Below are 13,538 nucleotides of genomic sequence, written 5' to 3' on the forward strand. Positions count from 1 at the left end.
TATGAAAAAGCAAACTGAGAAACATCTGGCGGCTCTTTCTGAGGCAGTCGGTAATTTTATACGTTATTGGGGCTTTCGTCGTATTCACGGCGAAATTTGGACTCAAATTTATTTAAATGCTGCTCCGCTCAGTGGCGTCGAACTGACCGAAAGACTTGGCGTCTCTAAAGCTCTTGTTAGTCCCGCATTAAAAGAGCTGGAGCTGCATAAACTTATAGTTGTTAAGAATGAAGACGGTAAAACAAAGCGCTACGTAGCTAATCCGGATGTATTTCAGGTTATACGAGATGTTCTCATGAATCGTGAAATAAAACTGATAGAAAAGGCTTTGTTGCAGTTCGGAAAAGTAGAAGCCACAGAAGATGCTGCTTTGGATCCGCAGCGTTTGAAAAACCTGGGGCAAATGATTAGCGTAGCCCATTTTGCCGCAGGGTTTATTGTTTCGCAGGTCGATGAAAAAAACTTCACTCAATGGGCAAACAGGTCAGAAAATGAAAGTTTGGGATAATGTCATCGTTGGCGCAGGCTTTTCTGGGCTGGTTCTGGCACATCGCCTTAAGAATGCCGGTCATGAGGTGCTTTTGCTTGATAAAGCTAAATCCGTCGGAGGCCGTATGGCTACTCGACGTGACGGCGATGCGGCTTTTGATCACGGGGCTCAGTTTTCGTCTTCCGACTTTAAAGAGTTTTTTCAAAGCGGATTTTGGAGCTCATGGTTTCAGTCCGAACATTCAGTTAAGTATTTTTCCAAAGCGGGTATGAACAAAGCCGCCAAAGAGCTGTCTTCAGGTCTGCAGGTGATGTGTGATCATAAAGTGGTGCAGATCAATAATGAAGGTGTACTGACGCTTACAATCGAAGGCGCAGAATCGGTGTTTGCCCGGCGTTTGTATTTAACCTGCCCGGTTCCGCAGTCGTGTGAGTTATTGCTAGCCAGCCAAATATCCTATCCAAAAGAGTTAGAGCAGATTTCTTATGCTAAAGCTTTAGTTGGTCTATTTAGAGTTGAATCCAGTCATAAAGCTTTAAATGATTTCAAGTATGTCGAAGATGAAGGCCGCGGCATTTTTTCTATAGCTAACCAAAAATCAAAATCGGTCAGTGAAGGATTGGCCTTTACTGTTGTGATGAATTCTAAATTCAGTGAAAATTACTTTAATGCGCCTGATAAAGAAATTCTATTTTTGATCGAAAACTGTTTTGAGAGTTTTCTGCGCACAGTGCTTAAGTTAAATGAAAATGATTACGCTCTGGTTCGATCGCAAGTTAAAAAGTGGCGCTACAGTCACCCATTGACAGTGCATCAAGAGCTCTATTGTGAGATTCCTGGACAACCAATCGTTTTACTCGGCGATGGATTTTCCGGTCCAAGTCTCATCCATGCGGCCAGGTCAGCTCTGGCCGTTCCGATGAATATCCTAAAATCCAACCTTCAGGATGGCTCTTTCGACTCAAATCATTCTTAAATTTTCGGGCGGCCAGTGCTAGCACAAGGGCATCGGCTAGGTTTTCGTCTTTTTCTAAAAGTTTGATATCAGAACTTTTCAATATCAATTTTGGATAAGCAGATTTTAAAATTTTAATGAGTTCTTTGGGAGTTCTATGGTTCTTTTTTAATAAGATCTTCCAGTAGTAGCTTGGGTAGCCTTCAACCACCGGGATCCTGTTAGATTTACGTACTTTTTCTTTAGGCAAAGCGGGAAAGTAGAACCAATCTGGTGATTCAGCCATTTCTTTCCAGAACCTATAAGTTCCGGTTTGTATATTTTTCTGAAAAGGGTGAACTGTAAAAACAGAATTCGCGTTCAGTGTTACTTCGACCGTACGGGTGTGCTTCTTTCCGGCCCCAAGATTGGCGAAGAATGCCTGAGCCACATCTCGGCCAAACGTTTTATAGTCCTTTGTTTGCGCCAGAGCTTCTCGTAAAGAAAACTGAGTTGTCACAGGTAAGCCGAGAACGCAGTCGATGCAGATTAAGTCCGGCTTTAATAGCACTATTTTTTCAGAAAAACTCTCGAGATAGAATAAGCTCACCGAATTATTTTTGATTAAACAGGCTGGAAGTGGCTTGGGTCTGCCACGCCGGTCTACAGCCCCTGTTTGGTCAATGCCTAAAAATATCATTGGTGAATTCTAATCTGTAATTCTAAAATCGAATGTTTTTTCTGTTAAGACAGAGTTTAAAATCATGCAAGATTGTGAAGTTTTCTCGAGAAGACGTTGTGCGTTTTCTTTTTGTGTAACTTCGCTGAGTTCGATGTCGAGATGAATTTTAGACATCCAGGGTTGTCCTTTTTCGTTACGGTCGACAGAAAGTGTTGATGTGATTTTAAGATTTTTGAAAGTTAAACGTGATTTTTCGGCAAAAACTTTAAAGGTCGCTATATAGCAGTTGGTAAGAGCCATGGCGTAAAGGTCTTCAGGGCTAAAGCCTCCGCCTGGGCCAGAAAATTCGGGGGGAATCGCAACATTAACTTTTTCAACGGCAGCCGCAGCCCCTGTTTGCCAGGTTGTTTGAATGCCGCTTTGCGATTCTGAACTTACTTTAAAATGCATTGGGTATGACAACATACTTTTTATCCTTTATGGTTTGAGTTTTAAACGAATCGGACCTTTAAAATCTGAAGGATCTACGATTTGATTTTTTTGAGTAATTAGAATTTTGCCTTTATGAACTAAGCGGCGGGCCGCAAGACGCACTTGTTGCATGCGATCCTTATTTTGTTTTTCTTCGTCAGGAAGAACTTCAGAGGGGCAGATTGACGAAGTCTTCGCACGTTGGGACAAGAGTTGTAATATTTTTTCTTCTATATAAAGATCATCGGGGTTTAATTTGTCGCTCCGACAGTAATCGCTGCAGTATTTAACCTCGCTCCAGTTTTTTGCCCATTTTTTTCTGTATTCTATTTTTCTTCCACATTTGGTGCAGTTTTTAGTTTCCATGGCAACCGCCTTCGCTGAGCCACTTCTGCTGATAGGCTTGATTGGGGTCATACATTTGGGCTTGTAGTTTTGGGTTGAAGACTCTGTTGCGTGGATCTGTGCCCAGGCCAGACTGATAAAGCCAATTACCCCAATTGTTTTCAGTATCATAATCAATAAGCTGTTCAGCAAACCAACGGGCACCCAGCGTCCAGTTAACATGCAAGATTTTAACAAGATAATTCGCGACGTTTTGGCGTCCGCGATTAGACATCCAGCCGGTTTGTAGAAGCTCTATCATGTTAGCGTTGATAAATGGTTCGGGTGTTTTGCCTAGCTTCCATTCTGTGAAAGCTTTGGGCTCAGTTTCATTTATGTAGGTTGTGTTTCCATCATATAATCCTGTGATGCTAAAAAAATTGTCTTGGTATTTCTGAGCCAGAAATTTAAAATAATCACGCCAGAGAAGCTCAAAAACGAGCCAGTAGGTTGATTCATTGCTTTTAACTTCAAACTCAAATCTTTTAACAGCCCAGTAAATTTCTTTGGCCGATAGGCAACCGACAGAAAGCCAGGGTGAAAACTTTGATGAGTCATCAAAGTCGAGCATGCCATTGCGAGTGTCTTTGTATGAGAGAATTTTTTGACTAGTAAAAAGATACTGCTCTAGTCTTTTGAGTCCCGCAGCTCTTCCTCCTTTAAAAATGGATGGGGCTGCTGCTGCTGCGGGAACAGATTTTAAGAGAAAACCAGCATATTCCGGCTTAAGCGGGACGTTGGGGTTTGTAATATTAGGAGGGGCGGTAATCTCGGCAACCTTCCACTGGGATTCTACAAGTTTGCGAAAAGCAGTAAAGTTATCCGGAATCAGCCCAGATGATAGCTGGAAATGGTCTAGATTAAGCAAGGTTTCATTTGGAAAATATCTGAAGTCAACAAAGTCATAGAGTTTTGCCAGATGTTTTTGCCAGTTTTGCTTCTGGGAATTGTAAGATTCGGCGGTCGCAATGGTTTTGATATTGTAAGAGATCAAAAAATTTTTGAATAATTCACTTTCTGCATTTTCGAATACGAAGAAATGAATATTTAATTCTCGTAATTGATCAGATAAGTCGGCCAAAGATTCACTGACAAACTGTGCCCTGTGTGGTGAAGCTTCGTTTTGTTTAAAGTAAAAGGCGACAACGGGGCGGAGTTGGCTCAGTGACCAATGTAGAGCTCTATTATCAGAGACTCGCAAATCGTTCGTGAACCAAATGCCTGTTTTCATAAATTAATTCTTTAATGAAATCGCCGAAAAAATATCTGGCCCTTCACACTCGTCCTGACTAAGAAACATCTGAAGTACCTCAGTTGCTGTGGTCGTCAAATTAAGGGCTGATTTTATTCTGGCATGGCTAAGTTGGTACTTCTGCAGCTCAGTTTCTTTAAGCTTGTTTAATTTCTCGAGCAATAGTTTGTTGTTTTGAAGCATCTTGGTTTCGCGCGTCTTGAGAACGTTGAAGATTACTTTTTGCAGATCTTCGTTGGCAGTGTAAAAGACTGTGCCGTGTTTGCCGGTTGAAGTTTGCTGGATCACTTTGTAATGTAAGAGGTCGCGCATCGCTAAACTCATTAATCCTTTAGAGACTTTTAGGCGTCGCATTAGTTCTTCCGTGTCGAGCGGCTCTGCAGATAAGTAGAGATGGCTCCAGATCCGGCCATGGATTTTTTTGAATCCCCAGTACTCCATGAAGCGTCCAACTGAATCTTCGAACAGGAAAAGCTCATGAGGGAGCGTTTTGGCAGGGGCGTTTTTAATATTTGCTGAATCTTTAGCTTTCATTTGAGAATAGTTTAACCACTGTTAAACTATTTTTTCAATCGACCTCCTTAAAACCGCTTAATGCAAAACAGCATTCCAGTCTGTTATTTTTTCACAATATGCCTAAATATTAAGCTGTCTTTTTCCCTGGGGATAAGCAAGAAATAGGCCTAAATTCTCTTTGCCTTTTGTCGAGTTTTTCAATACTCTCAAAACCTTACGTTCAAATTTGAATTAATGTGGGTCTTGGAAGTTCCCCCCGAAGCGAATTTTCAATTTTAGTTTTCTAAAAATTTTTTTCGAAAACTAATTTTCAAAAGCCTATTGGAGAAAAAAATAATGGATAAGACTCCCGTCACGGCATCTAATCTTCGCATTAGAAAGTCATTCGCCAAAAACAAACAAGTTATCGAAATCCCGAACTTGATTGAACTACAAAAAAAATCTTACGAAGCATTTCTTTTAAAAGAAGTTGATGCTGACCGCAGAGGTAACGAAGGTTTAAATGGAGTTTTCAAGTCTGTATTTCCTATCTCAGATTTCAATAACACGTCTTCGTTAGAATTCGTTGGTTACACTCTTGAGCCGTCGAAGTACGACGTTGATGAGTGCCGTCAGCGTGGTATGACTTTCGCAGCTCCTGTGAAAGTAACTTTACGTTTAATCGTGTTTGATGTTGATGAAGAAACTGAAGCACGTTCAATCCGTGATGTAAAAGAACAAGAAGTTTACTTAGGCGAAATTCCTTTGATGACGGCGAACGGTTCTTTCATCATCAATGGTACTGAGCGCGTAGTTGTTTCTCAGTTACACAGATCTCCGGGTGTTTTCTTTGACCACGATGGTGGTAAAAACAATGCTTCTGGTAAATTAATCTACTCAGCACGTGTAATTCCTTACCGTGGTTCTTGGTTAGATTTCGAATTCGATCAAAAGGATGTTATCCATGTCCGTATCGATCGTCGTCGTAAATTCCCAGCTACAATCCTTCTTAAAGCATTAGGGATGAACACTGAGCAGTTATTAGAATACTTCTACGACTTAGATGAAATTTTCGTAAAAGGTAAATCTTTATTCCGCAAATTAGATATCGAAAGAATGTCTGGTCAACGTGCTATCGCTGATATCGTTGATCCTGCAACTGGCGAAGCTTTAGTAAAAGCTGGCCGTCGTATCACTCGCGCTATCGTTAAAAAAGTAAAAGATTTAGGTCTTACAGAGGTTGAGGTTCAGCCGCAAGATTTAGAAGGCAAAGTTTTAGCTAAGCCTCTTATCGATGAATCAACTGGTGAGATCATCGCAGATGCAAATACTGAATTATCAGTATCGTTAATCAAAAAAGCATTAGCTGCCGGTATCGAAAACTTCTACTTAATTTTCTTTGACGGTTTAACTGTTGGACCATTTTTACGTAACACTTTATTAGTTGATAAAGTCAGCAACAAAGAAGAAGCGTTAATTGAGATCTACAAACGTTTACGCCCGGGTGAGCCGGCGGTTATGGAAGCAGCTGAAGCTTACTTCCAACGTTTATTCTTCGATCCAGAAGCTTACGATCTATCAGAAGTAGGCCGTATCAAGATCAACCATAAGTTCGGTATTTCGATGGAAGAATGTCCTCCATCTTTCCGCGTTTTAACTCACAAAGATATCCTTTCTACAGTTAAAACATTAATCGACCTTAAAAACGGTCGTGGTGTTGTAGATGACATCGATCACTTAGGTAATCGCCGTGTTCGTTCAGTCGGTGAGTTGTTAGAGAATCAGTACAGAATTGGTCTGGTTCGTATGGAGCGCGCGATCAAAGAACGTATGTCATTACAAGACGTAGAAACAATGATGCCTCATGATTTAGTTAACGCTAAACCTGTGAACGCTGTTGTTAAAGAGTTCTTCGGTTCGTCTCAGTTATCGCAATTCATGGATCAAACAAATCCATTATCTGAAATTACACACAAACGTCGTTTGTCAGCGTTAGGCCCCGGAGGTTTAACTCGTGACCGCGCTGGTTTCGAAGTGCGTGACGTTCACGCCACTCATTACGGTCGTATCTGTCCGATCGAAACGCCAGAGGGACCAAACATCGGTCTTATCGCGTCTTTATCGACTTACGCGCGCATCAACTCTTACGGTTTCATCGAGACGCCGTACAAAAAAGTTGAAGGCGGAAAAATTTCTGAGCAAATTACTTACATGTCAGCTCTTGAAGAGTCGGGCCATTATAAAGCTCAAGCTCCTACAGAGCCGAAGTACAATAAAGAATTAGCTCCTGGTAACCACACTGTACGTCGCGATGGCGAGTACGAGGTTGTTGACCGTGAGAAAGTAACTTTACAAGACGTATCTCCGTCACAGTTAGTTTCTATTGCGGCATCTTTAATTCCGTTCTTAGAGCATGATGATGCCAATCGTGCGTTAATGGGGTCGAACATGCAACGTCAAGCCGTGCCGTTATTAAAATCTCGTGCACCACTTGTAGGTACAGGCGTTGAGCGCTTAGTTGCTCGCGACTCTGGTACTTCAATCGTTGTTAACAATGATGGTATCGTTGAAGAAGTAGATGCGTCTCGTATCGTTGTTCGTCGTCTTGCAAAAGGCGGAGAGCTTGGTGCGAACGTTGATATTTACAACTTAACTAAGTACCAACGTACAAATCAAAATACATGTTTTAACCAAAAACCTATCGTTAAAAAAGGTGATCGCGTTTCTAAAGGCGACATCATCGCTGACGGCCCATCAACAGAGTTAGGTGAGCTGGCGTTAGGTCAAAATATCCGCGTAGCGTTCACGCCGTGGATGGGTTACAACTTCGAGGATTCTATCTTAATCTCTGAAAGATTATTACAAGATGACACATACACTTCTGTTCACATTGAAGAGTTTGAGTGTGTTGCCCGTGATACTAAGCTTGGTAAAGAAGAGATCACTCGCGATATCGCAAACGTAGGTGAAGAAGCGTTAAAAGACCTGGATTCATCTGGTATTATCCGTATCGGTGCTGAAGTTCGCCCGGGCTTTATCTTAGTTGGTAAAGTAACTCCAAAAGGTGAAACTCAGTTATCTCCTGAAGAAAAACTTTTAAGAGCGATCTTCGGTGAAAAAGCCGGCGACGTACGTGATACATCATTACGTGCACCATCTGGCGTTTACGGTACAGTTATCGACGCCCAGGTTTATTCTCGTGAAGGATCTGATCGTGATGAGCGTTTAGGTTTAATCATCGAAGAAAAACGTAAAAAATTAGAAAAAGATTTAGCGATCGAGCAAAACGTTATCAAAAATAACGCGATCGAAAAATTACGTGATATCGTAGTTGGTAAAAAAACGACCGGTATCTTATTAAATGAAGATGGTACTCAAAAGTTATTAAATAAAGGTCAAGACATCACAAATGCAGACCTTGAAACAATCCCATTTGAGTTATTAAGCTATATCCCTCTAGAGCAAGAAGTTGAATTCCAAGTTAACAAAATCATCGACGGTGCTCGTAACCAGTTAGATGCAGTTAAGTTAGTTTTCAACGAGAAGATCGATCGTCTTAAAAAAGGTGACGAACTTCCTCCTGGCGTAATCAAAATGGTTAAAGTTTACGTAGCTATTAAGCGTAAATTACAAGTCGGTGATAAGTTTGCCGGCCGCCACGGAAATAAGGGTGTTGTTTCTAAAGTATTACCACAAGAAGATATGCCATACTTAGCAGATGGTTCTCCAGTTGATATGGTTTTAAACCCGCTGGGCGTTCCTTCGCGTATGAATATCGGTCAGATCTTAGAGGTTCACTTGGGCTGGGCTGCGCACAACTTAGGTAAACAAATCGAAGAACACTTGGAAAAATTTGATGCGAATAAACTTCGTCATACGATTACTGACATCTTTGATGATGCTGAAATCACTGCCAAAGTTCAAAAATCTGACGACGAGTCATTAAAGAAAATGGCCGTTGCGCTTAAAAATGGTATCCACGTTGGTACTCCGGTATTCGACGGTGCTTCTGAGCAAGACGTACGTAGCTTATTGAAAAAAGCTCAGTTGCCTTCGACACAATCAATCCTATTTGATGGTCGTACGGGTGAGCCTTTTGCGAACCAAGTAACTGTGGGCATCATGTACATGTTAAAACTTCACCACTTAGTTGAAGAAAAGATCCATGCTCGTTCTATTGGACCTTACTCGTTAGTTTCTCAGCAGCCACTGGGCGGTAAAGCACAATTCGGTGGTCAGCGTTTAGGGGAAATGGAAGTTTGGGCAATCGAAGCTTACGGTGCGGCATACTCATTACAAGAATTCTTAACTGTTAAGTCAGATGACGTAGCAGGTAGAACTCGTATGTATGAATCTATCGTACGCGGTGAAAATATCCTTGAACCAGGTCTTCCTGAGTCATTCAACGTATTGATTAAAGAGTTACAATCGTTAGCTCTAAACGTTGAGTTAGTTGAGTCAGATATTCTGACAGACAAAGAAGACGAACTTCCTTCTGAATCAACAGAAGAACAAGCACCGGTTCAACACTAATTTAGGAAAGTAGGAATATAACATGAGAGATTTATTAAATTTTTTCGATAAACCAAAAGATCCACTTTCGTTTGATGCAGTTCGTATCTCTTTAGCTTCTCCAGAAATGATCCGTGACTGGTCATTCGGCGAAGTTAAAAAGCCAGAAACTATCAACTACCGTACGTTCAAACCTGAACGTGACGGTTTATTCTGTGCTAAGATTTTCGGACCAATCAAAGATTACGAATGCTTATGCGGTAAATACAAACGTATGAAATACCGCGGAGTAATCTGTGAGAAGTGTGGTGTTGAAGTTACACAAACTAAAGTTCGTCGTGAGCGCTTAGGTCACATCGAATTAGCAACTCCTGTTGCTCACATCTGGTTCTTACGTTCTTTACCTTCACGTATCGGTAACTTACTTAACTTATCTTTAAAAGATGTAGAAAAGGTTCTTTACTGTGAGTCTTACATCGTTGTTGATCCAATGGAGACGACTTTAGAAGAGGGCGCTGTTTTAAATGAAGATGCATACAATGCAGCTCTTAATGAATTCGGCCCTAACTTCAAAGCCGGCATGGGCGGTGAAGCAGTTCGTGAAATGTTACGTAAAATCGATCCTGAGTACTTATCTCGTAAATTACGTATCGAGCTTAAAGAAACTAAATCTGAAGCTGGTATCAAAAAATTATCTAAGCGTTTAAAAGTTGTAGAAGCTTTCAAAGGTTCTTCAAACAAATGCGAATGGATGATGTTAGAAGCGCTTCCTGTGTTACCACCGGATTTACGTCCGTTAGTACCACTTGATGGTGGCCGTTTCGCGACTTCAGATCTAAATGATTTATACCGTCGTGTAATCAACCGTAATAACCGTCTTAAACGTTTACAAGAGTTAAACGCTCCAGACATTATCATCCGCAATGAAAAACGTATGTTACAAGAAGCGGTTGATGCGTTATTAGATAACGGTCGTCGCGGTAAAACATTTACTGGTCCAAACAAACGTCCTCTTAAATCTTTATCTGACATGCTTAAAGGTAAACAAGGTCGTTTCCGTCAAAACTTATTAGGTAAACGTGTGGACTACTCTGGTCGTTCGGTGATCACGGTAGGACCTACTCTTAAGTTACACCAATGTGGTCTACCTAAGAAAATGGCTTTAGAGTTATTCAAGCCGTTCGTTTACAACAAATTAGAAGAAAAAGGCTTAGCGACAACGATCAAACAAGCTAAGCGTTTAGTCGATCAAGAGACTGTTGAAGTATGGGATATCTTAGCTGAAGTAGTTAAAGAACATCCGGTATTACTAAACCGTGCTCCGACTCTTCACAGACTTGGTATCCAGGCTTTCGAGCCGGTTCTACATGAAGGTAAAGCGATCCAATTACATCCGTTAGTTTGTACGGCGTTCAATGCCGACTTCGACGGTGACCAAATGGCTGTTCACGTTCCGCTTTCAGTAGAAGCGCAAGTAGAAGCCCGCGTATTAATGATGTCGACAAACAACATCTTATCTCCTGCCAACGGTAAACCTATCATCAATCCTTCTCAGGACGTTGTCTTAGGTCTTTACTGGATGACTCGTTCTCGTCCGGGTGCAAAAGGTGCTGGTAAATCATTCGCGTCAGTTCAAGAGGCTTTATACGCTTACGAAACTGGAATCATCGAGATCCAAGCTGCTTGTAAAGTAAAAATTAAAGGTAAAGTTGAAGAAACAACTGTAGGTCGGGCGATCCTTTCAGACGTCGTACCTAAAGAAGTTCCTTTTGCGACTATCAATACAGCCATGTCGAAAAAATCTATCGCTTCTTTGATCGATACGACTTTCCGTTTGGCTGGTGCGAAAGCAACTTGTATCTTAGCTGACCAAATCATGCAGTTAGGTTTCAAATACTCAACTGTAGCGGGTCTTTCGATCTCTGTGGATGACATGTTAATCCCAGAACAAAAAGCTCCGATGTTAGCTGATGCTGAAAAACAAGTTACAGAAATCCAACAACAGTACGACGAAGGTTTAATTACCGACGGTGAGCGCTACAATAAAGTTGTGGATATCTGGGCTCAAACTTCAGATAAAGTCGCTAAAGAGATGATGGGTCAGATCGAAAAACAAAAATTCATCGTTGATGGCAAAGAAGTTACAGGTCCTTCATTCAATCCTATCTACATCATGGCCGATTCCGGAGCCCGTGGTTCCTTCAATCAGTTACGTCAGTTAGGTGCGATGCGTGGTCTTATGGCTAAACCATCGGGCGAAATCATCGAGACTCCAATTACAGCCAACTTCCGTGAAGGTTTAACAGTATTACAATACTTCATCTCTACTCACGGTGCGCGTAAAGGTCTTGCCGATACAGCCTTAAAAACAGCGAACTCTGGTTACTTAACACGTCGTTTAGTTGACGTTGCTCAAGACGTCGTTGTTTCTGAAATCGACTGCGGTACTAAAGAAGGTTTAGAAATCACTCCGGTATACGAAGCGGGTGAAATCATTCAAGGTATCGGCGATCGTATTTTAGGTCGTACGACAATCAACGACATTATCGATCCAACAACAAACACTGTTATCGTAAAAGCCAACGGTGAAATGGACGAAATGGCTGTTAAAAAGATCGAAGAAGTAGGTATCGAGAAAGTGAACATCCGTTCTGCATTAACATGTGAAGCGCGTCGTGGCGTTTGTGTTAAGTGTTACGGCCGTGACCTAGCTCGTGGTGCTACTGTGAACTTAGGTGAGACAGTAGGTATTATCGCAGCTCAATCTATCGGTGAGCCTGGTACTCAGTTAACAATGCGTACGTTCCACTTAGGTGGTGCGGCGTCTCGTGCGGTTGAGCAATCAGTTCATACAACTCGTTTTGACGGTACTTTAAAATTACAAAACGTTCAGTCTGTTGTGAATAAAGCTGGTAAATTAACAGTTTTAAATCGTAACGGTAACGCTTTAGTGATCGATGAAACTGGTCGTGAGCGTGAAAACTTTAAACTAGTTTACGGTACGACGTTAAACTTCAAAGATGGCGATAAAGTTACTAAAGGTAATGCAATCGCTGAGTGGGATCCGTATTCGAATCCAATCATCTCGGAAGTGTCTGCTAAGGCACAATTCCAGGATATCACTGAAGGTAAAACAATGACTGAGCAAGTGGATCCAGTGACTGGTTTCGCTACGAAAGTTATTACCGAATCAAAATCTTCTGACACTAAACCAACTGTATTTATGACAGATGCATCTGGTAAAGTTATGAACCTTCCAGGTCGTGACATCCCAGCTCGTTACATGATTCCAGTAGGCGCACAATTATTGATCGCTGACGGTCAAGATGTTCATGCCGGTGATGTGATCGCAAAACTTCACCGTGAAACTTCAAAAACGAAAGATATCACGGGCGGTCTTCCGCGCGTTGCTGAATTATTCGAAGCACGTAAACCTAAAGATGCGGCGATCATCGCTGAAATCGATGGTTTCGTAACTTTCGGTAAAGACGTAAAAGGTAAACAACGTGTAATCGTTACCCCTGAAGTGGGCGAGCAAACTGAATACCTAATTCCAAAAGGTAAACACGTTGCCGTTCGTGAAGGTGAGTTCGTAAGAGCCGGTGAAGCGTTAGTTGACGGTCCAACAAATCCGCATGATTTATTAGCGGTATTAGGTCCGAAAGCATTATCAGCTTACTTAGTAAATGAAGTCCAAGAAGTTTACCGCTTACAAGGTGTGGGTATCAATGATAAGCACATCGAAGTGATCGTACGCCAGATGTTACGTAAAGTTGAAATCGTTGATGGCGGTGACACTCGCTTCTTAGCTGGTGAGCAAACTGAAAGAACGACGATGCTTGAAGAAAATGATCGCGTATCTAAAGAGGGTGGCCAAATTGCTACATTTAAACCTCTATTATTAGGTATTACGAAAGTATCATTAAGCACTGAATCGTGGATTTCAGCAGCTTCGTTCCAAGAGACGACTAAAGTTCTTACGGAAGCAGCTATCAACTCAAAAACTGACCATTTACGTGGCTTAAAAGAAAATATCATCATGGGTCGTCTGATCCCTGCTGGTACAGGCTTAACGGCATACAAAAAATGGAAAGTGGTTGTGGCTGAAGATGAGGACATGGACTCAGCAGCATTGCCTTTTGGCGGTTAATCTGCCTCAAATATAGGGCCCCATAAAACAGGGCCTGAACAAAAAAGGACCTGAAAAGGTCCTTTTTTTATTGGGTAAAAGGCTTGCCCTGCTTGACGAAGGGGTTCTTTGCAGGGTACAAATCTTGTTCTTCGACCAAAAGTCGAAATAACGGGTAATGGCCCGTTT

At 41.7% G+C, this 13,538-nt stretch carries 9 protein-coding genes; 4 read left to right on the plus strand and 5 right to left on the minus strand.

Going from position 1 to position 13,538, the window contains the following annotated elements:
- The first annotated feature begins 1 nt into the window (after nt 1).
- The gene (locus AC04MM_RS01170; protein ID WP_475378480.1) at nt 2-508 is read left to right on the plus strand and encodes a GbsR/MarR family transcriptional regulator; all 507 of its coding nucleotides are present in this window, start codon (nt 2-4) and stop codon (nt 506-508) included.
- Nucleotides 492-1,466 (plus strand): NAD(P)-binding protein, encoded by a 975-nt coding sequence (locus tag AC04MM_RS01175; protein ID WP_475378481.1) that lies wholly within the window; start codon nt 492-494, stop codon nt 1,464-1,466. Before AC04MM_RS01170 ends, AC04MM_RS01175 begins: the two co-directional genes overlap by 17 nt.
- On the opposite strand, the gene AC04MM_RS01180 is transcribed toward AC04MM_RS01175, so the two are convergent.
- From AC04MM_RS01180 to AC04MM_RS01200, 5 genes are read right to left on the minus strand one after another with little or no spacing between them, the layout of a single operon-like run.
- Nucleotides 1,375-2,124, minus strand: coding sequence for a hypothetical protein (locus tag AC04MM_RS01180; RefSeq protein WP_475378482.1), 750 nt, complete (start codon nt 2,122-2,124; stop codon nt 1,375-1,377). The two genes, AC04MM_RS01175 and AC04MM_RS01180, sit on opposite strands and share 92 nt — an antisense overlap.
- 9 nt (nt 2,125-2,133) lie before the next feature.
- On the minus strand, nt 2,134-2,571 hold the full coding sequence (locus tag AC04MM_RS01185) for an OsmC family protein (protein WP_475378483.1): 438 nt from the start codon (nt 2,569-2,571) through the stop codon (nt 2,134-2,136).
- Between the two features lie 12 nt (nt 2,572-2,583).
- A complete protein-coding gene (locus AC04MM_RS01190; RefSeq protein ID WP_475378484.1) occupies nt 2,584-2,943 on the minus strand; it encodes a DUF3253 domain-containing protein in 360 nt (119 codons plus the stop codon).
- Nucleotides 2,933-4,192 carry a DASH family cryptochrome gene (locus AC04MM_RS01195; RefSeq protein WP_475378485.1) on the minus strand — a complete coding sequence of 420 codons (1,260 nt, stop codon included), beginning with the start codon at nt 4,190-4,192 and terminating at the stop codon, nt 2,933-2,935. The genes AC04MM_RS01190 and AC04MM_RS01195 overlap by 11 nt, the downstream gene beginning before the upstream one ends.
- Nucleotides 4,193-4,195: 3 nt before the next feature.
- The gene (locus tag AC04MM_RS01200; protein ID WP_475378486.1) at nt 4,196-4,747 is read right to left on the minus strand and encodes a GbsR/MarR family transcriptional regulator; all 552 of its coding nucleotides are present in this window, start codon (nt 4,745-4,747) and stop codon (nt 4,196-4,198) included.
- Nucleotides 4,748-5,065: 318 nt separating this feature from the next.
- Between AC04MM_RS01200 and rpoB the strand changes: the two genes are divergently transcribed.
- Both rpoB and rpoC read left to right on the plus strand, forming a co-directional pair.
- Nucleotides 5,066-9,241 carry a DNA-directed RNA polymerase subunit beta gene (rpoB, locus tag AC04MM_RS01205; RefSeq protein WP_475378487.1) on the plus strand — a complete coding sequence of 1,392 codons (4,176 nt, stop codon included), beginning with the start codon at nt 5,066-5,068 and terminating at the stop codon, nt 9,239-9,241.
- A 22-nt stretch (nt 9,242-9,263) separates the two neighbouring features.
- Nucleotides 9,264-13,370 carry a DNA-directed RNA polymerase subunit beta' gene (rpoC, locus tag AC04MM_RS01210; protein ID WP_475378488.1) on the plus strand — a complete coding sequence of 1,369 codons (4,107 nt, stop codon included), beginning with the start codon at nt 9,264-9,266 and terminating at the stop codon, nt 13,368-13,370.
- Nucleotides 13,371-13,538: the final 168 nt, after the last annotated feature.

The sequence above is a fragment of the Bdellovibrio sp. SBM16 genome (assembly GCF_056175625.1).

What these genes read in the sequence shown, in the direction of transcription:
- AC04MM_RS01185 (WP_475378483.1), bottom strand. Translation starts at nt 2,571, where the DNA reads ATGTTGTCATACCCAATGCATTTTAAAGTAAGTTCAGAATCGCAAAGC.
- AC04MM_RS01180 (WP_475378482.1), bottom strand. Translation starts at nt 2,124, where the DNA reads ATGATATTTTTAGGCATTGACCAAACAGGGGCTGTAGACCGGCGTGGC.
- AC04MM_RS01200 (WP_475378486.1), bottom strand. Translation starts at nt 4,747, where the DNA reads ATGAAAGCTAAAGATTCAGCAAATATTAAAAACGCCCCTGCCAAAACG.
- rpoC (WP_475378488.1), top strand. Translation starts at nt 9,264, where the DNA reads ATGAGAGATTTATTAAATTTTTTCGATAAACCAAAAGATCCACTTTCG.
- rpoB (WP_475378487.1), top strand. Translation starts at nt 5,066, where the DNA reads ATGGATAAGACTCCCGTCACGGCATCTAATCTTCGCATTAGAAAGTCA.
- AC04MM_RS01195 (WP_475378485.1), bottom strand. Translation starts at nt 4,192, where the DNA reads ATGAAAACAGGCATTTGGTTCACGAACGATTTGCGAGTCTCTGATAAT.
- AC04MM_RS01175 (WP_475378481.1), top strand. Translation starts at nt 492, where the DNA reads ATGAAAGTTTGGGATAATGTCATCGTTGGCGCAGGCTTTTCTGGGCTG.
- AC04MM_RS01170 (WP_475378480.1), top strand. Translation starts at nt 2, where the DNA reads ATGAAAAAGCAAACTGAGAAACATCTGGCGGCTCTTTCTGAGGCAGTC.
- AC04MM_RS01190 (WP_475378484.1), bottom strand. Translation starts at nt 2,943, where the DNA reads ATGGAAACTAAAAACTGCACCAAATGTGGAAGAAAAATAGAATACAGA.